The organism is Streptomyces sp. NPDC059785, from assembly GCF_042732375.1.
Taxonomy (GTDB): domain Bacteria; phylum Actinomycetota; class Actinomycetes; order Streptomycetales; family Streptomycetaceae; genus Streptomyces.
Genome location: NZ_JBHWHV010000060.1, coordinates 1 through 21,093, shown reverse-complemented (window position 1 = coordinate 21,093; position 21,093 = coordinate 1). Strand labels below are relative to the sequence as shown.

The following is a 21,093-nucleotide window of genomic DNA, read 5'->3' as shown; positions in this document are numbered from 1 at the left end:
GTACACGGCGGCAGCGGCCGCACAGCCAACGACACAGCCAGGGCAGGGAGCACGGCAGTGATCCACGAGGTGGACGAGGTCCTCAAGAAGCTGCTCGGCGACGGCGCGCTGGCGGGTTCCGGCATCGACGTCGCGTTCGACGCGCCGACGCGCGACTGGGCGGCGCGGCGCAACTCGCCCACCGTGAACGCCTATCTGTACGACATCCGCGAGGACGTCTCCCGGCGCGAGCGCGGCACGATGGCCGTGAAGGACGAGCGGGGCCTGGTGGTCCGCCGCCGGCAGCCGCCGCGCTGGTTCCGGCTCTCCTATCTGGTGACGGCCTGGACCAAGCAGCCGCAGGACGAACACCGGCTGCTGTCGGCGGTGCTCGCCACGCTGCTGCCCCGCGAGATCCTGCCCGCCGACGAACTGCCGGGTGCGCTGGGCGCGCTGGGCCTGTCCGTGCCGCTGACCGTGGCGAGCCTGCAGACCGAGGCGCGTTCCCTGGCCGAGATCTGGTCCGCGCTGGGCGGTGAGCTGAAGCCGTCGCTCGACGTCGTGGTGACGGCGCCGTTCCCGGCGTTCCCCGAGTACGACGCCGGGCCGCCGGTCACCGAGGGTGCGGGCGTGCGGGTGCGCGGCATCGACGGCAGCCTGGAGGGCTCGCCCGAGCGGCACCACCGTCCGCACCACCTGGCCGCCGCGGGCTCCGGCTCCGCCGGCTCGGACTCCGGCTCGGGCTCGGGCTCGGGCTCGGGCTCCCGCGAGGAGAGCGCCGAGTGACCGTCCCGACCTCAGCGACGGCCGGCCCGGACGCCGCACCGGCCTGGGACCCCGCCGACGCGCTGCTCGCCCCGCTGGCCCGGCTCCGTGACCGGGTCGCGCTGCTCGTCGAGCACCGCAGCGCCGCCGACCCCACGGCCGCCGACCCGCTGCGCGGCCTGTACCTGTCCGAGGACGCCGTACGACGGCTGCTCGCGCCCGCCGGGCAGGACCCGGAGGGCGCCGGCTGGGACCCCGAACGGGACACGGCGCCCGGCGACCGGCTGGCCGTGCTCGCCGCCCGGCTCGGGCTGACCGCGCTCGACGTCCGGATCCTGCTCATCGCCCTCGCGCCCGACCTGGACCGCTCCTTCGAGCCGCTGTACGGCTACCTGAACGACGACGTCAGCCGCCGCCGCGCCACCACCGCGCTCGCCCTCGACCTGTGCGGTCTGCCCGCGCACCGGCCTCAGGCGCGGGCCAGGTTCCATCCGTCCGCCCCGCTGTGCGCGTACGGGCTGATCGTGGTCGAGGAGTCCGAACGGCCCTTCCTCAGCCGCTCGTTGCGCGTCCCCGACCGGCTGATCGCCCATCTGCTGGGCGACGAGACACCGGACGCCGCGCTTGCCGGGCACGTGCGCCCGGTCCCGGTACCGGCCCAGGACGGCCCGTACGACGAGGAGTTCACCCGCCGGCTCGCCGCCCGGCTGGCCGCCGCGCCGCTCACCGCCTACCTCCGGGAGCACCGGGCCGGGGACGGCCTGGCCTGCGCGGCCGCCGCGCTGCTCCGGGCGGGCCGGGAGGCGCTGCACTTCGCGCCGGACGGTCCGCCGGCCGAGCAGCCCGTGGCGGAACTGCTGCGCGAGGCCCGGCTGCGCGACTCGGCGATCGTGGTCTCCCCGCTGCCGGAGGAGCCGGCCCCGCTGCTGCGGGCGCTCGCGGCGGCCGACGTCACCGTCCTGTTCACCGGTTCCCGGCCGTACGACCCGCACTGGTACGACCACGGCGACCCGCTCGTCCTCGACGCGCCCCGGCTGCGGTCCGGCGCGGTGGACGCGTGGGCGGCGGCGCTCGGCACCGACGGCGCGGGCGACGGTACGGGCATCGGTACGGGCGACGCCGCGCAGCCGCCGGACGCGCCCGGCTTCGACCTCGCGCCCGTCGTCGCCCCGTACCGGCTCGGCGGTGACCGCATCCTGCGCGCGGCGCGGGCCGCGCGGCACCTCGCCGCGTTCGACGGGACCGAGCTGACCGCCGCCCATCTGCGGCTCGCCGCAAGGCAGCAGTCCGCCTCGGGCCTGGAGCGGCACGCCCGCCGGATCCGCCCCGACGTCGACTGGCGGGACCTCGTACTGCCGGACAAGCCGCTGGTGCAGCTGCACGAACTGGCCCTGCGCGCCCGCCACCGCGACCAGGTGCTCGGCGACTGGCGGCTGAGCGCGGGCGGCGGCCGGGGCCGCGGTGTCCTCGGGCTCTTCGCGGGCGAGTCCGGCACCGGCAAGACCCTCTCCGCGGAGGTCGTCGCCGCCGAACTCGGCCTGGACCTCTACGTGGTGCAGCTCTCCTCGATCGTCGACAAGTACGTCGGCGAGACCGAGAAGAACCTGGAGCGGATCTTCACCGAGGCCGACCGTACCGACGCCGTCCTGCTCTTCGACGAGGCCGACGCCGTGTTCGGCAAGCGGTCCGAGGTCAAGGACTCGCACGACCGGTACGCCAACATGGAGAGCGCGTACCTGCTCCAGCGCCTTGAGTCCTTCGACGGCATCGCGCTGCTCACCACCAACCTGCGCGCCAACATCGACGAGGCGTTCACCCGCCGGCTCGATCTGGTGGTGGACTTCCCGTTCCCCGACGCCGAGCAGCGCCTCGCCCTGTGGCGGCACAGTCTCGCGCACGTGCCGTGCGTGGACGGGATCGACGCGAAGGCGGTCGCGCACGGCTTCGAGCTGGCGGGCGGTTCGATCCGCAGCGCCGTGGTCACCGCCGCCTACACGGCCGCGGGCCGCGGCGAACCCGTCACCGCGGCCGACCTGGCGGAGGGGGCCCGCCGCGAGTACCGCAAGGCGGGCCGACTGGTGCCGGGCGAGGGCACCTGGTAGCGCCTTCCCGCCCGGTCACCGGGCGGGAAGGCACCGGGGGTGCTCGCTACTCCACTCGCCACTTCTGGTTGGGCGTGCCCGCGCAGGTCCACAGCTGGAGCTTGGTCCCGTTGCCGGTGCCGTTGTCCTTGGCGTCCACGCACTTGTCGGCCTGCGGGTTCACCAGGTCACCGGCCTGGCTCAGGACGAACTGCTGGGCCGGGTTGCCGCTGCACCGGGCGAGCTGGATGGCGGCGCCGTCCTCCTTGGAGCCCCACGCCACGTCCATGCACATGCCCATCGAGCGGACGGTGCCGTCGTCGCGGAAGTCCCACTTCTGGTTGGCGCGGTTCTTGCAGTCGAGGATCTGGAGCTTGGTGCCGTCCTTGGCCTTGCCGTCGGTGAGACCGGTGACGTCGATGCACCGGTCCGAGCCCTGGCCGATGATCCAGTCGCCCACCAGGGTGGTCGTGGACTTCTTGGGCTCAGGCTCCGTGTCGCCGCCTCCGCCACCGGTGGAGGGCTTCTCCTCGGATCCCGACCCGGCCGATCCCGAGCCGCCGGAGCCGCCGCCGTTGTCCTGCTCCTGGGCCTCCTGGCTCGGCGCGCTCGCCGCCACCGACGGTACGGGCACCTCCAGGCTCGGGGAGGCGCTCGGCGGCAGGGTGCTGACACCGGCCTGTTCGAGCTTCTCGGTGGCGAGGCTGCGGACCTGCGGCTTGTAGGCGAGCCAGAGCATCAGGAACGTGATCGCCAGCGCCATGCAGATGCCCATGCAGGTGGCGAGCCAGCGCGGCAGGAACCCGCGCTGCACGTAAGTGCCGTCGACCGGCTGCGGGTTGGCGCCCGAGCGCTGGATGGCGAGGGTGTAGGGCCGCTGCTCCTTGGAGCCGAACCAGATGATCTGCCGCGGCTTGAGCGTCGCCTTCACGAAGGCGGCGCGTCCCGGCTCGATCTGCACATTGCTCGGATGGATGTCGTAGGAGAGCTGGTCGCCGTTGTCGCTGCCGCTGATCGACGCCGTGAGCCTGGTGTTGCCCAGGTTGTCGACGGCCAGCTTCGGCTTGCCCCGGAACCTGCCCTTCACGGTCGGCGGCACGAGCTCCGCGCGCACCTCCGTGAACGGGGTGATCGTCAGGTTCCCCTCGGGCACCGTCGTCGCGTCCGGCTGCTCGGTCGGCGTGATCCGCACGGCGTACGGATTCGGCCCGGCCGTCGCGTCGGGGCTGCGCGGCGGGGAGAAGGTCAGCTCCACCGTGCCCGTCGTCCCGGGGTACAGCCGCAGGGTCTGCGGCTCCACGGTGGTCCAGGGGGCCACGTCACCGACCGGCTCGAAACGGTACTCGTCCACCACATCGCCGGTGTTCCGCAACCGCAGCCGCACTCTGGTGCTGCCACCCGGGTCCACAGTGCTGGAGGCCGGCTCCAGAGAAGTCCATAGGCTCACACGGGGACGGTAAGCGGGGCACCGCCGCGCCGTCTGCAAGCGTACGGGCACGCCTGGTTGCCCCGACAGACACCTCGTCTGCCCGGGTACACCGCCCGGCACGCCCGCACGGCCCACCGCGCCCGCCACGGCCCCGCCGCACACCGGATCCTGCCAGCCCCCGGAGCCATCCGTACAGCCCCGGTGGACGATCCGCCGGCTCGGGGGGAGGCGGGAGCGGACGCACGTGACGGCGGCGGGGTGGAGGCGGGGGCGACGACGGTGCGGGCGGCGGGTCCGACGGGGTCCGCGGGCTCGTGCGCCGCGTCCGGGCCGGTGCCGGGCGGCCAAGGCGGGCCCGCGGCGGCAGAGGCGGCGAGGCCGAGGGGATCTGCGGGCCCGCGCGCCGGGCTCGTGTCGGTGCGGGACGGCGGGCGGGCACCGGAACTTCGACGACACGGCACGTGGCCGGCCGGGCGCCCCCGGGCATTCCCCGCCCCCGGGTCTTCGCCGCCCCTGAGCCTCCCCTGTCTCCGTGCTCCCCCTGCTCCCCGTACTGCCGCCCGGCTGTCGGCGCCGCCTCCTGACCGCCCCGGGATCTGCCCCCGGATCTGCCCCCGCGGCTCTCCCCGTCCGGGCCCGCGGCGTGTACCGATGGGGATTTACCGCATCCACGCCGTCTCAGGGATTCGTATGCGCAGCCAGGACAAGTCGTCGGACGCGAACAGGGCATCCGCCGCCGGACCCCGCCCGTCCCGTACCGGGAACGGTCGGTCCGGCGACTCAGCCACCCCACTGAACCACGCCGTCGCCAGCCGCTCGCCGCAGGCGATCCTGGCGCTGCAACGGGCCGCGGGGAACGCCGCGGTGGCCGGTCTGGCCGCGCAGGAGCAGCACGTCCACGACGCGGGGTGCGGGCACCAGCAGTCCGTCCAGCGTTCCAGCGTCGACCAGGTCGTACGGTCCTCGGGGTCGCCGCTCGCCGCGCCGGTACGGCAGGACATGGAGGCCCGCCTCGGCGCCGACTTCAGTGACGTACGGCTGCACACCGACACCGTCGCCCAGCGTTCCGCCGCCGAGGTGGGCGCCCGGGCGTACACCTCGGGCAACCACGTCGTCATCGGCGCGGGCGGCGGCGACCAGCACACCCTGGCGCACGAACTCACGCACGTGATCCAGCAGCGCAAGGGCCCGGTCGCGGGCACCGACCACGGCAACGGAGTGCGGATCAGCGACCCGTCGGACCGTTTCGAACGGGAGGCGGAGGCGACCGCCCAGCGGGTGATGTCCGGGCCCGCGCCGGCCGTCCAGCGGGCGCCGGCGGACACGGCCGACGGACAGCACGCGCACGGGGCGGCGCCCGTGGTGCAGCGGATGCAGACGGCCACCAGCAGCCCGCCGGTGGAGCTGTCGTTGATGCCGAACGCGACCGTGCGCGACATGGGCGGCGGCTTCAAGAAGTACACCGTGACCGGTCCCAACCCGGGCGGTGACAACAGCTCCCTGTTCCGGGGCATGAAGCAGAAGGAGTTCTCCGACCTGTCCAAGGGAGAGCTGCCGCAGGGCGCCTCGTACCAGGGGTTCTCGCCGACGCGTGAGTACTCCGAGGGCTACATCACCAACAATCCCGAGTCCGGCACCCACCTGGTCGAGTTCTACCGGACCGACGCGGCGAACGGCCCGCTGCCCGATCTCGACACCTTCCTCAAGAACGCCGGTGCCGGCACGAAGGCCGAGAGCGGCATCCTCTCCACCGCCACCGGCATGACCGCCACCTACTCCCAGGCCGTGCTCAGCAACACCTCGAAGAACGACGCCCGCGACGCGAAGCTCGAGAAACTGCGCACCGAGCTGGCCCAGGCGCAGCAGGACGTGGCCGACCCCAAGAAGGCCAGATTCAAGAAGCAGGCGGAGAAGCGCGTCACCGCCAAACAGACGGAGATCAGCACGCTCGAGGCCAAGGGGCCGCTGTATCCCGCCAAGGGCGACGCGGTGAAGGCGCTCAACGCGGCGCTCGCCAACGGGACGGTGGCCTGGCGGCTCATCACCTTCAAGACGCCCGCCTGACCCTCGCCGTCCCGGCGCGCCCGGCCGTGCCCGCGTTGCCCTCAAGGGCAACGGAGATGCCCCCGATCAGGTACCGGAGGACGTTTCGGGGAGCGCGCTTCGCGCGTGAGGGTGAGAGGCGTCTTGTCCTGTACCCCGAGGAGCGCCAAGCATGCCGTCCTACCTGTCGCCCGGCGTTTACGTCGAGGAGGTGGCCAGCGGCTCACGTCCGATCGAAGGTGTGGGCACCTCGGTGGCGGCCTTTGTCGGGCTCGCCCCGACCGGCCCCCTGAACGAGCCGACGCTCGTGACCAACTGGACCCAGTACGTGGCCGCCTTCGGCGAGTTCACGGACGGTTACTACCTGGCCCACTCGGTCTACGGCTTCTTCAACAACGGCGGTTCGGCCGCCTATGTCGTACGCGTCGGAGGTGCGCCCGGCGGTGCCTCCGGTGACGCCGCCGCCCCGGCCGCGGTGACCGGCTCCGCCGCCCCGGCCGAGCTGACCGCGGGCGAGCCGAAGCAGCTCGGCACCTTCACGGTGAACGCCGTCGCCACGGGCCAGAACGGCGGCCCGCTGAGCGTCGAGGTCGCCGACCCCGAGGGCGAGGGCGCCGCCGAGCGCTTCAAGCTGATCGTCAAGGAGGGCGACAAGCCCGTCGAGACGTTCGACGTCACCGCCAAGAAGGGCGGCCGCAACTACGTCGTCACGCAGGTGAAGGAGCGCTCCAAGCTCATCACCGTGACGGAGGCCGCGCCCGCCGCGCAGCTCGCGCGCCCGGAGAACCAGACCGTGGCGCTCGTCGCCCCCGCGTCCGCCGCCCCGGCCGTCCCGGCCGGCACCGAGGACGCCCACCCCGGCCCCGCCCAGTACCTCGGCGACTCCTCCGACCGCACCGGCTTCGGCGGTCTGGAGGCCGTGGACGAGATCTCGATGGTCGCCGTCCCCGACCTGATGGCCGCCTACCAGCGCGGCGCGATCGACCTGGAGGCCGTCAAGGCCGTGCAGCTCGGCCTGATCGCGCACTGCGAGCTGATGGGCGACCGCGTCGCGGTCATCGACCCGCCGCCGAACATGAACGCCCGCCAGATCCGCGTGTGGCGCCAGGAGACGGCCGGCTACGACTCCAAGTACGCGGCCCTGTACTACCCCTGGATCAAGGCGTTCGACCCGGCCACCGGGCAGACGCGGACGATCCCGCCGAGCGGTCACGTGGCCGGCATCTGGGCCCGCAACGACTCCGAGCGCGGTGTGCACAAGGCGCCCGCCAACGAGGTCGTGCGCGGCGCGGTGGACCTGGAGATCCAGATCACCCGCGGTGAGCAGGACCTGCTCAACCCGATCGGCGTCAACTGCATCCGCGCGTTCCCGGGCCGCGGCATCCGCGTCTGGGGCGCCCGCACCATGTCGTCCGACCCGGCGTGGCGCTACCTGAACATCCGCCGGTACTTCAACTACCTGGAGGAGTCGATCCTGATCGGCACCCAGTGGGTGGTGTTCGAGCCGAACGACCACCAGCTGTGGGCCCGGATCCGGCGCAACGTGTCCGCCTTCCTGGTCAACGAGTGGCGCAACGGCGCGCTCTTCGGCTCCCGGCCCGAAGAGGCGTACTACGTCAAGTGTGACGAGGAGACCAACCCGCAGGAGTCGGTGGACCTCGGGCGGGTCATCTGCGAGATCGGCATCGCGCCGGTCAAGCCCGCCGAGTTCGTCATCTTCCGCCTTGCCCAGTTCTCCAGCGGCAACGGCGAGCTGGAGGAGTAGTCCCTTCCGCGCCCGCCCGCCCAGCTTCCGCACGCACGAACCTAGAAGGACAGACAGAACATGAGTCTCCAGCCGGGTGACGCCCTCACCTCACATAATTTCGGTCTCCAGATCGACGGCGTCATGGTCGAGTACCTCGCCGAGGTCAGCGGCCTCAGCATCGAGCAGGACGTCATCGAGTACCAGCAGGTCTCCTCGCAGGGCAAGCCCGTCACCAAGAAGCTGCCGGGTGTGAAGAAGGCCGGCACCTGCACGGTGGTCCGCGGTATGACGCAGTCGGCCGCGTTCAACCAGTGGATCACCGAGTCCGTCGCCGGTCAGATGGGCACGGCCCGCAAGAACGCCACGATCATGGTGATGGACTACCAGAACAACCCGGTCAAGCGTTACAACATGCGCAACGCCTGGTGCAGCAAGATCGACACCAGCACCGTGAAGGCCGGCGAGGCCTCCGCGCTGACCGAGACCGTGACGATCACCTTCGAAGAACTGGTCATCGAGTAATGCGCCGTACGGCTCCCAGGACGGCGGCGGCCCAGGCCGTCGCCGATCCGGTGCCGCAGACGGAGACCCGCCCGGAGCCGGAGCAGCAGGCCGCTGCTCCGGCTCCGGGGCCGGGCCCCGAACCGCTGCGCACCGAGTTCGAGTTCGAGCTTCCCCGCGGTTACGTGGACGAGTCGGGCACCGTGCACCGGCACGGGTCCATGCGGCTCGCCACCGCCCGCGACGAACTGATCCCGCTGCGGGACATGCGGGTGCAGGAGAACCCGGCGTACCTCTCCGTCGTGCTCCTCGGCCGGGTGATCACCCGGCTCGGCACGCTGCCCCTGGTGCACGACGGCGTGGTGGAGAACATGTTCGCCTCCGACCTCGCCTTCCTCCAGGACTTCTACCGGCAGGTCAACGCCGAGGGTCACACGCGCGCCGCCGTCACCTGTCCGCACTGCGAGGAGCCGTTCGAGGTCGAACTCGGCGGGAGCCGCCTGGGGGAATCGTGACGTACGCGACCGACCGTATCCACGAGGAGATCGCGTACATCGCCTACCACTTCCACTGGAGCCTGGAGGACATCCTGGATCTCGAACACCGCGACCGGCGCCGCTTCACCGAGCAGATCGCGGCGCTCGTCAACCGCGGTGCGGGCGAGGGGTGAGCGCACGTGGGTCTTCTTGATCGGATGAGAGGCGGGGGCGGCGGCCGGGAACGGCGGGCGTCCGGGATTTCGGGGTCGGGGTCGGGTTCGGGGTCGGGGTCGGCGGCTGTGCCGGGTTCGGCTACGGGGTCGGGTTCGGCTACCGGGGCTGTGTCGGGTTCAGGGTCGGCTTCGGGTTCGGGGTCGGCTTCCGGGTCGGCTTCCGGGTCGGCTTCGGGTTCGGGGTCGGCTTCCGGGTCGGCTTCGGGTTCGGCCGGTGTCGGGGTGGGCGGCGGTACGGGGCCGGTGCGGCCGGTCGCCTGGCCCGCGCTGCCGCCGATCCAGCGGGCCACGGCCGGGCGCGGCGCCGTCGCGGACTCCGGGTTCGCGAACCGGCTGTCGACCTGGCAGAACCCGTCGTTCACCGGCACGCTCTCGCACGCCGTGCTCGACGGCGCGCCGGGCGGGCTGGTCAAAGGCGTGCTCGCCACCCCTGCCGAGCCCTCCTCCGGGCTCGAACTCCCCGCCCTCTCCCTGCCGGTGGCCCCGGCCGAGGAGCCGGGCGCGGACGGTACCGGCGCGCCCTCCGTGCAGCGTTCGGCCCTGCCGGTCGCCGCCGCCCGCCCGACGGGCACCCGGGTGACGCCCGCACGGCCGACGACGGCCGCGCGTCCGCCCGCGCTGACCCGGGCGCCTTCGGCACCGGCGGTACAGCGGCGGGCCCTGCCCACGGTGGCTCCGTCACCGGCGTCGACCGCTTCGGCCTCGGCCGCATCGCCGGTTTCATCGCCGGTTTCACCGACAGCGACTTCGTCGGCCGTGTCGGCCGTGTCGGCTGCGGCGCCCTCGTCCGGCGCGAGCACGTCCGGTTCCTTCGGTCCCGCGGCCGGGTCCGGGTCCGGTGCCACGGTGCAGCGGAGCACGCTGGGCGAACGGCCGGGGCTCGGCGAGCGGCCGGGTCTTGGCGCGCCTACGCCGTCCGCCGATCCGTCGCCGCGCTCCACGTCGTCCTCGTCCGGCGGAGAGACGTCACAGCCTGCCCGTCGGCGGTCGATGCTGGGCGCTCCCCTGTCCGCACCGGCTCCGTCGGCCGCACCACTCACCAGCACGGGCACGGACGCGGATCGCAACTCGCCGGCAGGGGGCTCCGGTTCGCAGCCGGTCCAGCGTGCGGCTCGCGCCGCGTCGGGACCGACGAGCGCGTCCGCCACCGGTACGCCGTCGAGCGCCCCGTCCGCGCGTCCGTCAACTCCTGCCGCCGGTGCGGCCGTTCAGCGTGCCTCCGCCTCTCCGAGCGGCGGACCGGCGAACGCGGGCGGCGACAGCAGCGTCGGCACCGGCTCGTCCACCGGCGGTCCGGCGGTCGACCGTCCGGCTTCCGGTTCGTCGTCCGCAGGCGCACCGGTGACTCGTACCGACCGTACGGAGTCCTCGGCGCAGCCGGTCGTGCAGCGTGCGGTGACCGGTCGGCAGCCGACCACTCCCGCCGCCTCCACGACGGCCGCCGTGACCCCGGTCGCGAGCGAGCCCCGGGCCTCCCGGACCGCACCTGCCAACCCGACCAAGGTCGGACAGCCGCAGGCCGCGCAGTCGGGCGCCGACAGGGCGCCCGTCGCGCCCAGGCCCGTCCGGCCCGCCGTCCGTGCGCTCACGCCCGCCCGCGCGCTGACCTCCGCGCTGCCCGCCACGCCCCCGTCCGGGGTCGTGCAGCGCCGCACCACCACGGCCGTACCACTGCGTCGGCCCCAGGCATCCGGCGGCCGGGGCTCCAAAGACGGCGCCTCCAGCGGCGCGGGTACGCCCAACGCGGGCGCGGGACACCCGGGTTCCGGCGGTACGGGCCGGCGGGGCGCCGGTGGTGGCGGTGCGGGTGGCGGCACGCCCGTCCCCCGCTCTCCCGTACCCGTCCCCCGCTCTCCCGTACCCGCCGCCCACTCTCCCGTACCCGCCGCCCTCCAGCGCTCCACGACCGCCGCCGGTCCGGTAGCGCCCGCAGGCGGTCCGGCAGTGCCCGGCGTCGGCAACGCTCCGTTGCCGCAGGCGCTCCGCGCACCCGCGAACGCCCCCGCAGCCACAGCCGCGCCCATACCGACGCCCATGCCTGTGCCCGCGCCCGTAACGGCCGCCTCCGCACCGGCCGTTCCGCTGTCGGGCCTGCCCGGTGGCGCCCCGGTCGTCCAGCGGAGCACGGCTCCGGGAGCGGGAGCGGTCGGTTCCCGGCCCGGTCCGCTGCCGGTCCAGCGGCTCGCCGCCGCCGCTCCGGCCGCTGTGCCCGGCGCCACGGCCACCACCGCCCCGCGGCCGTCGACCGGCGTGCCGAACTCGCCCGTCACGCCCGCCGCCCCCGCAACCCCTGCCGTTCCGGTTGTCCGGCGGGTCTCCGCGGTCGCGCCCGGCGTACGCGGCGGCACCGGTACGGGTGCCACGGCGCCCCGCGCCACCGCGACCGGCAGCCCTGTCGGCCCCGCCGGAACCCCCGTACAGCGCCTCGCCACCGCGACCGGCACGCCCGTGACCGGCATGCCCGGAAGCGGAACCGGTGCCGTGCCGTCGGCGGGACCGCGTGCGGCGGCGCCGTCCGCCGGTGTCCCCGCCGTCGGCGGTACCGCGCCCACGCCGGTCCCGTTCACCGGCCCCGCCGGACCCGCACCCTCGCCCGGCGGCGTCACCGCGCCGTCGAGTCAACAGCCCCTGCCCGGTGCCGACTTGACCGGTCCGGGCAGGCCCTCGGCCGTCCCGTCCCCGACGAACGCGCCGCCCGTGCAGCGGCTCGCCGCCGGTCGGCCGGCGGCGTCCGGCACGGCACCGCGCCCGGGCGGCGCCGCCACGCCGCCGTCGGGCCCGGCCGTGCACCGGCCCGGCGGTTCGGCGGGACCGGCAGCCCCGGCCTCGGCGCGTCCGCAGCGTGCCGCGTCCGCTCCGGGGCCCGCTCCGGTGCGCCCGGCGCGCCTCGGTCTGGGCGCGCCCGTCGTACAGCGTTCCGCCGCGCGTCCGGCAGGCGTCGAGGGTGTCGCGCCGGTTCCGGCTTCCGGAGGTCCGGGAGCCGGACCCACGACACCGAGCGCGAACGTCTGTGGCCCGCCCGTGACGCCGGGCACGAGCACGCGCACGGGCACCGGTGACACACCCGTCGTGCAGCGCGCGGCGACGCCAGGCGCTCCTTCGGCGTCCGGGGCTCCGTCGGTGTCCGTGGCTCCCTCGGCGCCCACGCCCTTGCCGTCGACGGCCCTCCCCGTGACCGGCCACGCACCCGGACAGACACCGGGCACGCCTCCTGGCACGGCTCCGGACGCCGTACCCCCCGTCCAGCGTGCCGCCGCGTCGCCGCTGCCGTCTCTGCCGTCCCTGCCGACCGTGCAGCGGTCGGCAACGGCGCCCGCACCGGTCCCCGGCAGCGGCGGTCCCGTCCGGACCGGGCCCGGTGGGCTCGGCCCGGCGCTGTCCGGACCCGTGCCGCTGGGCGCGGTGCCCGCCGCCGCGCCGATGCCCCTGCCGGTGCAGCGGACCTCCGTGGCGGCTCCAGCGTCGCCCGCGCCCGCTGTCGTCCCGCCGTCCGTCGCCCGGGGCACGGCGCCGCAGGTACAGCGGGTTCTCGACCAGGACACCGCCCCGCCCGCCTACACGGCGAGCGCGCCGCCGTCCCCGCCGGGCGGGCCGCTGTTCGTCGACTGCGATTCCGAGGAGCCGCCTCCCGCGTACACCCGCGTCCCCTTCGATCCCCGTGCCCTGACCGACGGTCAGGTCGATGAGCTGACGCACAAGCTGGCCGGCCCGATCACCAGGCTGCTGCGGACGGAACTCCGTCTGGAACGCGAGCGGATCGGCAAGCTGCGCGATCCGCGCCGCTGACCGGACGTCGGCCCTCCGCCGTCGTACACCCGGCACCACCCGGCACCACCCGGTACCACCCGGTACCACCCGAGACCACCCCAGAAAGGCCCACCTCCGATGCCCACCGATCTCGATCCGGGCTCCACCATCTTCTTCACCCTGACCATCGACGGCGAGAGCCTCGGGTACTTCAACGGGTGTGAGGGACTGTCGTCCCAGGTGGAGATCGAGCAGCGCCAGGAGGGCGGCAACAACGGGTTCGTGTGGCAGCTGCCGTCCCGCGTGACCTTCTCCAACATCCGGCTGACCCGTCCGCTCACCCCGGACACCGCGAAGGTCGCCGCCTGGATCTCCTCCGTGACCACGGGGGTGAAGCGGCCGACCGCGCAGATCGCGGCGTTGCGCGCGGACGGTTCCGAGGTGGCCCGCTGGGGGCTGATCGACGTACTGCCGGTGAGCTGGCAGGGCCCCTCCCTGAATCCGGAGAGCCCCGGTGTGGCGACCGAGGTCCTGGAAATCACCCATCACGGCTTCACGGACTAGGGCGGCGAGACAGCATGGCAGGCAAGTCGGGCAAGGGCGGCGGCGCGGGCAAGAGTCTGGTGCGCGCCACGCTCGCCATCCACGAGCCGCCCATCGGGTACAGCACCACACCGGGCGGGCTGATCAAGACCTTCAACTTCGACTTCAACCCCTCGACGCTCTCGCTGAGCCGCCGGGCCCGGTGGAAGACGACCCCGACGGCGGCCGTACGGGACGGCTCCCTGCCGGAGTTCATGGGGCCCGAGCCGCGTGAGCTGACCGTCGAAATCTTTCTCGACTCCTCCGACGAGCCGACCGGGAACACCGTGCTGAAGAAGGTCGAGGCGCTGTTCTCCTGCTGCGAGGTGACGACCAAGAGCATCGCGGCGAAGCAGCCGTCCACGCCGTGGGTGGTGTTCCAGTGGGGGTCGTTCTCGACCGCGCGCTTCACCGCGTACGTCAGCTCGGTGGAGGCGAGTTACAGCCTGTTCGGGACGACCGGTGTGCCGATCCGGGCCACCTGCCAGGTGCACCTGCACGAGATCCCGAGCAAGACCGCGGGGCAGAACCCGACGTCGGGCGCGCTCACCGCGCAGCGCGTGCACCGCGTGGTGGCGGGCGACTCGCTCCAGTCGCTGGCCTGGCGGGAGTACGGGGACGCGTCCGCGTGGCGGGCGATCGCGGAGGCCAACGGCATCGACAACCCGTCCCGGCTGACCAACGGCACCGAACTGGTGCTGCCGGCCGCCGAGGAGGTGGGTGCCTGATGGTGCAGGCAGCTTTCTCCAGTGTCATCCACGTCAAGCTGGGCGGGGCGCCGCTGCCGGAGAAGATCGCCTCGGAGCTGGTGGGCGGCTGGGTGGACCAGGGCGCGGGCGTGCCCGCCGCGTTCCGGCTCACCTTCCGCGACCCGCGCCGGCTGGTCCTCGGCAAGCTGAACGCCGAGTGCGGCATGCCGGTGGTCATCGCGCCCGTCGCCGACGGCCAGGGCGCCGCCTCGCCGCTGCTGACCGGCGAGATCACCGGCATGGAGACCGATTACGACGGCACCGGCACCTTCACCGTGATCCGTGGCTACGACCTCGGCCACCGGCTGATGCGCCAGCGCCGGGTGGCCGCGTACCGCAACCAGACGGCCTCCGACATCGTGCGCAAGCTCGCCGGCCAGAACGGCATCCCGGTCGGCAAGGTGGACTCCACCAAGACGGTGTACGAGTTCATCAGCCAGGCCAACATCACCGACTGGGACTTCCTCGCGCGGCTCGCCGACGAGAACGAGATGGTGATGTCGCTGGACGCGAAGGGAAAGTTCCAGTTCGTCACGCCCGACCCGGCGTCCGGGGCGCCGCCCACCAGCACGCCGGGCGAGAAGAGCCCCTTCGTCCTCCAGGCCGGTGAGGACGTGCTGCGCTGCCGGGCCGCGGTGACCTCCGCCGACCAGGTCGCCAAGACCGAGGCGCGCGGCTGGGACGTCACCACCAAGAAGAAGCTGACCGCGACGGCGCCCGCGACGGCCAACGCGGGCATCGCGATCGGCACGACGCCGAAGAAGACGGCGGCGAAGTTCAAGGCCGCCACCCTGGTGGAGACCGACACGCCCTACGACCGGCAGTCCGAGGTGAAGTTCGCCGCCGACTCCCTCGCCGACGACGTGACGTCCGCCTTCGCGGAGCTGGAGGTCACGGTGCGCGGCAATCCCAAGCTGCGCCCGGGGGTGCCGGTCACGCTGACCGACGTGGGCAAGCCCTTCGAGGGCAAGTACACGGTCACGTCCGTGCGGCACGAGTTCGGCGACGACGAGCACTACCAGACCTGGATCACGGTGAGCGGCCGGCAGTGGCGCTCGCTGTTCGGCCTCACCTCCGGCGGCGGTTCGACCACCGCGCCGCGGCTGCCGAGCGTGGCGAACGCGCTGGTCACGGACGTGCAGGACCCGCTGAAGCAGGGCCGGGTGAAGCTCCAGTTCCCGTGGCTGGACGACGTGTACGTCAGTGACTGGACGCGGACGGTGCAGCTCGGCGGCAAGGGCGGCGGCGGGGTGTTCCCGTACGACGTCGGTGACGAGGTGCTGGTGGCGTTCGACCGGGGTGCCCTGGACCATCCGTTCGTCGTCGGCGGTCTCTACAACGGGCGGGACAAGCCGACGGTCGTCAAGGACGTGCCGCTGCACGACGGGCTGAAGAAGCAGGCGATCCGGCACACCCTGTCCGACCGGCAGGGCAACCGGGTGGACCTGCTCAGCCAGCAGACCGGCGGCCGCAAGCAGGGCGTGCGGATCGCGTCCGGCAACGACAAGCTGACCATCAACCTCGACCGCACCAAGACCGAGATCACCGTGGACAGCAAGGGGTCCGTGACGATCAAGGGCAGCCGGTCGGTGTCGGTGGAGGCGGGCACGGACCTGGACCTGAGCGCCCGCCGCAATCTGACCATCAAGAGCGGCGGCATGCTCAACATCGAGGGCCGGGGCCTGGTCAACCTCAAGTCCATGGCCGGTGCGGTCACCGTGGACGCGATGGGCGCGCTGAGCCTGAAGGCGCTGGGCGCCGCGACGCTCAGCGCGGGCGGCACCATCCAGGTCAACTCCATCGCCAACGTCGGCATCCGCGCCGCCACGCTCATGCTCCAGGGCATCGTGCTGGTCAACAACAAGCCGTATCCGATCCCGTGACGGCCCGCACAGCCGCCGAGCGGACCACCGGGGACGTGCGGATCACCGGGAGCGTCCGGAGGGACGTCCGCGAAGACGCCCGGAGAGCCCTCCGGAGAGAGAGAAGGCAGGTGGCCCACTGATGGCCGAGCAGTTCGTCGGGTCCGGCTGGGCGTTCCCCCTGCGCATCGGGCCCACCGGGGGCATCGCCCTGGTCAGCGGGGAGCGGGAGATCGAGGAGGCCATCCAGCTCGTCCTCGCCACCGCGCCGGGCGAGCGGCCGATGCGCCCCGAGTTCGGCTGCGCCATCCACGACCTGGTGTTCGCGCCGGTCAACGAGGCGACCGCGGGCCGCATCCAGCACGAGGTGTACTCCAGCCTGGACCGCTGGGAGCCGCGCATCGAGGTCAACGACGTCGAGGTGACGGCCGGCCCCGACCAGGGCGTGCTCTACATCGACGTGCGCTACTCGATCCGCGGCACCAACAACCCGCGCAGCCTCGTCTTCCCCTTCTACGTCATCCCCTCCCACGACGAACCAGAGACCGGGTCCGGCCGTCCGGCCGACGGACCGGCCACCGAAAGCGACCGCTGATGGCACTCCCCTCCCCGAACCTCGACGACCGCCGCTTCCAGCAGTTCGTCGACGACGCCAAGCGCTACATCCAGCAGCGCGCCCCGGAATGGACCGACCACAACGTCTCCGACCCCGGCGTCACCCTCGTGGAAACCGTCGCCCACATGGCGGACCAGATCGTCTACCGGCTCAACCGGGTGCCGGAGAAGAACCACCTGGCGTTCCTCGACCTCGTCGGCATCACGCTCTTCCCGCCGTCGGCCGCCCGCACGGACGTCACGTTCTGGCTGTCCGCGCCGCAGGAGGAGCCGGTCGTGCTGCCCGTCGGCACCGAGGCGGCCACCGTGCGCACCGAGAGCGAGGAGGCCGTCGTCTTCGCGACCGAGCGCGAACTGACGGTCGTGCCCAGCGCGTTGCGGTACCTCGTCGTGCAGTACGCCGGCAAGCCGGTCACCGACCGGACCGCCGACCTCGCCGAGGAGAAGGACGTGCTGTGCTTCGCCGAGGCACCGAACCCCGGCGACTGCATGCTGATCGGGCTCACCGCGGCCGTGCCGCACTGCGCGGTCGCGGTCGGCCTGGACAGCCGGGTCGACGGTGTCGGTGTCGACCCGCGCCAGCCGCCGCTGGTGTGGGAGGCGTGGACCGAGGACGGCTGGGCGGCCTGCGAGGTCGACCAGGACGGCACCGGCGGTCTGAACCGGCCCGGCGAGGTCGTCCTGCACGTGCCCGGCGGTCACACCCTGTCCCGCAACGGCGGCCAGGAGGCCGGCTGGCTGCGCTGCCGGGTCACCGAACCGCTGCCGAACCAGCCCTTCTACACCACCTCCCCGACCGTGCGGCGCGCGGAGGCGTTCACCCTGGGCGGCACCACCTCCGCCGTGCACGCCGAGACCGTCTACGACGAGGCGCTCGGCGAGTCCAGCGGACTGCCCGGGCAGCGGCTGCGCCTGGCGCACTACCCGGTCGTCGGCGACAACCCGCCGGTGCTCCTCCAGACGGCCGAGCGCGACGGCTGGACCGACTGGCAGGTCGTCCCGCACTTCGCCGCCTCCGGACCCGAGGACCGCCACCTCACCCTGGACGCGACCACCGGCGAGATCGCCTTCGGACCGGCCGTCCGCGAACCCGACGGCACCCTGCGCCAGTACGGGGCGGTGGCCCCCAAGGGCGCCGTCATCCGGGCCCGCCGCTACCGCACCGGCGGCGGCCGGGCCGGCAACGTCGCCCGCGGCGCCGTCCAGGTGCTGCGCAGCTCCGTCCCGTACGTCGCCGAGGTCGTCAACCGGGAGGCGGCCCGCGGCGGCGTCGACGGCGAGACGGTCGAGGAGGCCAAGACCCGGGCCCCCATCACCCTGCGCGCCCAGGAGCGGGCCGTGACCCTGCGCGACTACGAGGAGCTGGCCCGGCGGGCCGCGCCCGAGACCGCCCGCATCACCTGCCTGGAGGGCGAAGAGGGCGAGCACGGCGCCTACGCGGTACGGGTGCTGGTCGTCCCGCAGGCCGTGCCGGACCCGGGCGGGCGGCTTCGCTTCGAGCAACTGGTGCCCGGGGACGCCCTGTTGCAGCGCATCACCCGGCATCTGGACGAGCGGCGGCTCATCGGCACCCGGCTGGCGGTCGGCCCGCCGTTCTACCAGGGCGTCACCGTGGTCGCCACCGTGCACGCCTTCCGCGGGGTGGACACCGACCGGGTACGCCGCCAGGCGCACGACGCGCTCTACCGCCACCTCGACCCGCTGACCGGCGGCGCCGACGGCAAGGGCTGGCCGTTCGGCCGTCCGGTGCAGGCCGGTGAGGTCTTCGCGGTGCTCCAGCGGGTGCCGGGCGTCGAACTCGTCGACGCGGTGCAGCTCCACCCGGCCGACCCGCTGACCGGCAAGCGCGGCGACCCGACCGACCGGATCGATCTGGAGGCGCCGTCCCTGGTCTTCTCGTTCGACCACCGGGTCCGGGTCATCGGAGACGGCTCGTGAGGGGCTCGGTCGACGGGCTCGGCTCCTCGGCACCGATCGGGATGATGCTGCCCGCGATCTTCGCCGACGACGACCTGGCCCTGCGCTTCGTGGCCGGTCTCGACGAGGTGGTCGCACCGATCCTGCTCGCCCTGGACTGCCTGGACTCCTACTTCGATCCGGCGCTCGCGCCGAACGACTTCACCCGGTGGCTGGCCACGTGGGTCGGTGCCGAGACCGACGGCACGGAGCCGGACGCGCGGCTGCGCGCGGCCGTCGCCGCCGCCGCGTATCTGCACCGGGTGCGCGGCACCCGCCGCGGTCTCTCCGAGGCGATCCGGCTGGCCTTCGGTGCCGAGCCGGACATCGTCGAGAGCGGCGCCGCGGCCTGGGACCCCCGGCCGCTGGGACCGGTACCCGGCGACCGGCGGCCCCGGCTGCACGTGACCCTGCGGCTGCCCGCCCCGACCCCGGCGGACGAGTACCGGCTCGACCGCCTGGTCGCGGCGGCCCGTCCCGCCCACATGCCCTACACGGTCAAGGTGACCGTCGCCGAAAGGATCTCCGAGACATGACCACCCCAACCTCAGGCACCGGCCCCGGCTCCGGCGGTGCTGCGGTATGTGCCGAGTGCGGCACCCGGGCCGAGCCTGGTCAGTCCTTCTGTGACGCCTGCGGTGCGGTACTCCACTGGTCGGTGCAGGCGGCTTCGCAGACGGCCTCGCAGGGGGCTGCGCAGACGGCCTCCCCGGCGGCTTCGGCGGGCGAGGCGCGGGCGCGGAGCGGGGACGGGCCTCGCGCGACGGCGTCGGTGACGGCCCGGGACGAGACGGCGTCGGGGGCGGCGGGGGCGGCGCCTGCGCCGACGCCTGAGCCCGTGCCTGCGCCGGCCCCTCCGGCTGCTCCGGCCCCTCCGGCTGCTCCTGTTGTGCCGGCCGCGGCTCCGGTGGTTCCGGCGGCCGGGGCGGATACGGGTGGTGGCGACGGTGGGGCCGGGACGGGTGCGCCGCACGGGGCGGGAGCCACGGTCGGGGCCGGGGCTGCTGCGGCCTCCGGGGCCGGGGCTGCGGCGGCGGCGGCCGGGAACGGCGAGCCCGGTGCCGACGGTTCGCACGGTCGTCCGGGCCCGAGCCCGAGCCCGGGCCCGGACGCGCGGCAGTGTGCGGCGAGCGTGGCCCCGGCGGCGCACGGCGGCCCGGAGGGCCACCCCGCCGGAGGCGCCCCGGCCGCCGCGCAGCCCGACGGCGACCCCGACACGGAGGAGATCCCGACCACGCCGCCCGCCCCGGGCTCCGACTCCGAGCGGATCAGGTCGCTGCTGGTGCCGGTCGCCGATCCCGAACAGCGGCCCGCGGCCCCCACGGTGGCCCCCGTGCTGCCGGGCGTCCCCGACGCGCACCGGCCCCAGGTCCGCGCTCCCCAGGTGGACCCGGGCGACTTCGGCGGGATCCCGTGCCCCTGGTGCGGCACGCCCAACCGGCCCGACCGGCACTTCTGCGGACGCTGCGCCCTGTCCATGGCGGGCAGCCGGGTGGCCCCCGACCGGCTGCCCTGGTGGCGCCGGCTGCTCAACGGCGGTAACGGCGAGACGCCGTGGGCCGGCGAACGGCCGCGGCTGCGCCGGGGCTTCGGACGCATCCTGAACTGGATCGTCGGTGCGCTGGTGCTGGCGCTGCTGGTCTTCGTCGTGATGAACACCGGTACGGCGATCCAGGCGGTCAAGGACCACTTCGCCAAGCGGGCCCCCGTCGGCCCTGACACCTACAAGGCGTCCCGGTCGTTCCCCGACCACGGGGCGAAGTTCGCCTTCGACAAGATCAACAACACTTGGTGGGGCCCCGGCGTCTCGCAGTCCGGGCAGGGCGAGTGGATCGAGGCCCACTTCGCGGAGCCGACCCGGCTGCTCGACCTGGTGATCACGTCGGGTGTCTCGACCAAGTCGGACCAGTTGACCCAGTCGGCGCTGCCGCACCGTATCGAGGCGCAGATCACCACCAAGGACGGCAAGAAGACCACGCGGACCATCACGCTCGACCAGGCGGCCGGCGGCCAGCGCCGCAAGTTCCGGGCCGGGGACGTCACCGCGGTCCGCTTCACCATCCGCTCGGCCTACGGCGCCGCCACGGACAAGCAGGTCTCCATAGCCGAGATCGAGTTCTTCGGACCGTCGAGCGGCAACGACTCCTGAGGACGTGGCGGCGCAGCGGCGTGACGGACCAGCGCGTGACGGACCAGCGCGTGACGGGCCGGCGGCGTGACCGCTCAGCGGACGTGACGGCTTAGCGGATGTAACGGCGCAATGGTGTCGCGGCACAGCGACGTGACAGGCGGCCCCTTCCATACGGGGGCACGGGCGGCGAAGGC

General features: G+C 73.7%; 17 protein-coding genes. 15 read left to right on the top strand and 2 right to left on the bottom strand.

Annotation, left to right across the window (positions count from 1 at the left end; all coding sequences use genetic code 11):
• Window positions 1-57: 57 nt before the first annotated feature.
• Both ACFV6E_RS34000 and ACFV6E_RS33995 read left to right on the top strand, forming a co-directional pair.
• Window positions 58-765, top strand: a complete 708-nt coding sequence (locus tag ACFV6E_RS34000; protein ID WP_385466972.1) for a DUF4255 domain-containing protein — start codon at window positions 58-60, stop codon at window positions 763-765.
• Window positions 762-2,846, top strand: coding sequence for an ATP-binding protein (locus tag ACFV6E_RS33995; protein ID WP_385466969.1), 2,085 nt, complete (start codon window positions 762-764; stop codon window positions 2,844-2,846). The genes ACFV6E_RS34000 and ACFV6E_RS33995 overlap by 4 nt, the downstream gene beginning before the upstream one ends.
• 46 nt (window positions 2,847-2,892) lie before the next feature.
• Here the strand turns inward: ACFV6E_RS33995 and ACFV6E_RS33990 are convergent, their stop codons facing one another.
• The gene (locus ACFV6E_RS33990) at window positions 2,893-4,272 is read right to left on the bottom strand and encodes a ricin-type beta-trefoil lectin domain protein (RefSeq protein ID WP_385176891.1); all 1,380 of its coding nucleotides are present in this window, start codon (window positions 4,270-4,272) and stop codon (window positions 2,893-2,895) included.
• Between the two features lie 672 nt (window positions 4,273-4,944).
• Here ACFV6E_RS33990 and ACFV6E_RS33985 point away from each other — a divergent pair.
• The 5 genes from ACFV6E_RS33985 to ACFV6E_RS33965 all read left to right on the top strand — a co-directional run bounded on the left by ACFV6E_RS33985 (window position 4,945) and on the right by ACFV6E_RS33965 (window position 9,215).
• Window positions 4,945-6,318 carry a DUF4157 domain-containing protein gene (locus ACFV6E_RS33985; RefSeq protein ID WP_385176890.1) on the top strand — a complete coding sequence of 458 codons (1,374 nt, stop codon included), beginning with the start codon at window positions 4,945-4,947 and terminating at the stop codon, window positions 6,316-6,318.
• Window positions 6,319-6,469: 151 nt separating this feature from the next.
• On the top strand, window positions 6,470-8,062 hold the full coding sequence (locus ACFV6E_RS33980) for a phage tail sheath subtilisin-like domain-containing protein (RefSeq protein WP_385466966.1): 1,593 nt from the start codon (window positions 6,470-6,472) through the stop codon (window positions 8,060-8,062).
• Between the two features lie 60 nt (window positions 8,063-8,122).
• Window positions 8,123-8,566 carry a phage tail protein gene (locus ACFV6E_RS33975; RefSeq protein WP_385176886.1) on the top strand — a complete coding sequence of 148 codons (444 nt, stop codon included), beginning with the start codon at window positions 8,123-8,125 and terminating at the stop codon, window positions 8,564-8,566.
• Window positions 8,566-9,060 carry a hypothetical protein gene (locus tag ACFV6E_RS33970; RefSeq protein WP_385466963.1) on the top strand — a complete coding sequence of 165 codons (495 nt, stop codon included), beginning with the start codon at window positions 8,566-8,568 and terminating at the stop codon, window positions 9,058-9,060. The genes ACFV6E_RS33975 and ACFV6E_RS33970 overlap by 1 nt, the downstream gene beginning before the upstream one ends.
• Window positions 9,057-9,215 (top strand): DUF6760 family protein, encoded by a 159-nt coding sequence (locus tag ACFV6E_RS33965; protein ID WP_385466960.1) that lies wholly within the window; start codon window positions 9,057-9,059, stop codon window positions 9,213-9,215. Before ACFV6E_RS33970 ends, ACFV6E_RS33965 begins: the two co-directional genes overlap by 4 nt.
• 1,250 nt (window positions 9,216-10,465) lie before the next feature.
• On the opposite strand, the gene ACFV6E_RS33960 is transcribed toward ACFV6E_RS33965, so the two are convergent.
• Window positions 10,466-10,912 (bottom strand): hypothetical protein, encoded by a 447-nt coding sequence (locus tag ACFV6E_RS33960; RefSeq protein WP_385176538.1) that lies wholly within the window; start codon window positions 10,910-10,912, stop codon window positions 10,466-10,468.
• A 1,636-nt stretch (window positions 10,913-12,548) separates the two neighbouring features.
• Here ACFV6E_RS33960 and ACFV6E_RS33955 point away from each other — a divergent pair.
• From ACFV6E_RS33955 to ACFV6E_RS33920, 8 genes are all read left to right on the top strand, one after another.
• The gene (locus tag ACFV6E_RS33955; RefSeq protein ID WP_385466957.1) at window positions 12,549-13,043 is read left to right on the top strand and encodes an extensin; all 495 of its coding nucleotides are present in this window, start codon (window positions 12,549-12,551) and stop codon (window positions 13,041-13,043) included.
• A gap of 99 nt (window positions 13,044-13,142) precedes the next feature.
• A complete protein-coding gene (locus ACFV6E_RS33950) occupies window positions 13,143-13,568 on the top strand; it encodes a phage tail protein (protein ID WP_385176533.1) in 426 nt (141 codons plus the stop codon).
• A gap of 14 nt (window positions 13,569-13,582) precedes the next feature.
• Window positions 13,583-14,314 (top strand): LysM peptidoglycan-binding domain-containing protein, encoded by a 732-nt coding sequence (locus ACFV6E_RS33945; protein WP_385176530.1) that lies wholly within the window; start codon window positions 13,583-13,585, stop codon window positions 14,312-14,314.
• A complete protein-coding gene (locus ACFV6E_RS33940) occupies window positions 14,314-16,218 on the top strand; it encodes a VgrG-related protein (RefSeq protein WP_385176527.1) in 1,905 nt (634 codons plus the stop codon). Before ACFV6E_RS33945 ends, ACFV6E_RS33940 begins: the two co-directional genes overlap by 1 nt.
• A 121-nt stretch (window positions 16,219-16,339) precedes the next feature.
• Window positions 16,340-16,792, top strand: coding sequence for a GPW/gp25 family protein (locus ACFV6E_RS33935; protein WP_385176524.1), 453 nt, complete (start codon window positions 16,340-16,342; stop codon window positions 16,790-16,792).
• Window positions 16,792-18,750 carry a putative baseplate assembly protein gene (locus tag ACFV6E_RS33930; RefSeq protein ID WP_385466954.1) on the top strand — a complete coding sequence of 653 codons (1,959 nt, stop codon included), beginning with the start codon at window positions 16,792-16,794 and terminating at the stop codon, window positions 18,748-18,750. Before ACFV6E_RS33935 ends, ACFV6E_RS33930 begins: the two co-directional genes overlap by 1 nt.
• Window positions 18,747-19,304 carry a phage tail protein gene (locus ACFV6E_RS33925; RefSeq protein ID WP_385176519.1) on the top strand — a complete coding sequence of 186 codons (558 nt, stop codon included), beginning with the start codon at window positions 18,747-18,749 and terminating at the stop codon, window positions 19,302-19,304. Before ACFV6E_RS33930 ends, ACFV6E_RS33925 begins: the two co-directional genes overlap by 4 nt.
• Before the next feature lie 596 nt (window positions 19,305-19,900).
• Complete coding sequence (locus ACFV6E_RS33920; protein ID WP_385466951.1) at window positions 19,901-20,917, top strand: NADase-type glycan-binding domain-containing protein; 1,017 nt, start codon at window positions 19,901-19,903, stop codon at window positions 20,915-20,917.
• Window positions 20,918-21,093: the final 176 nt, after the last annotated feature.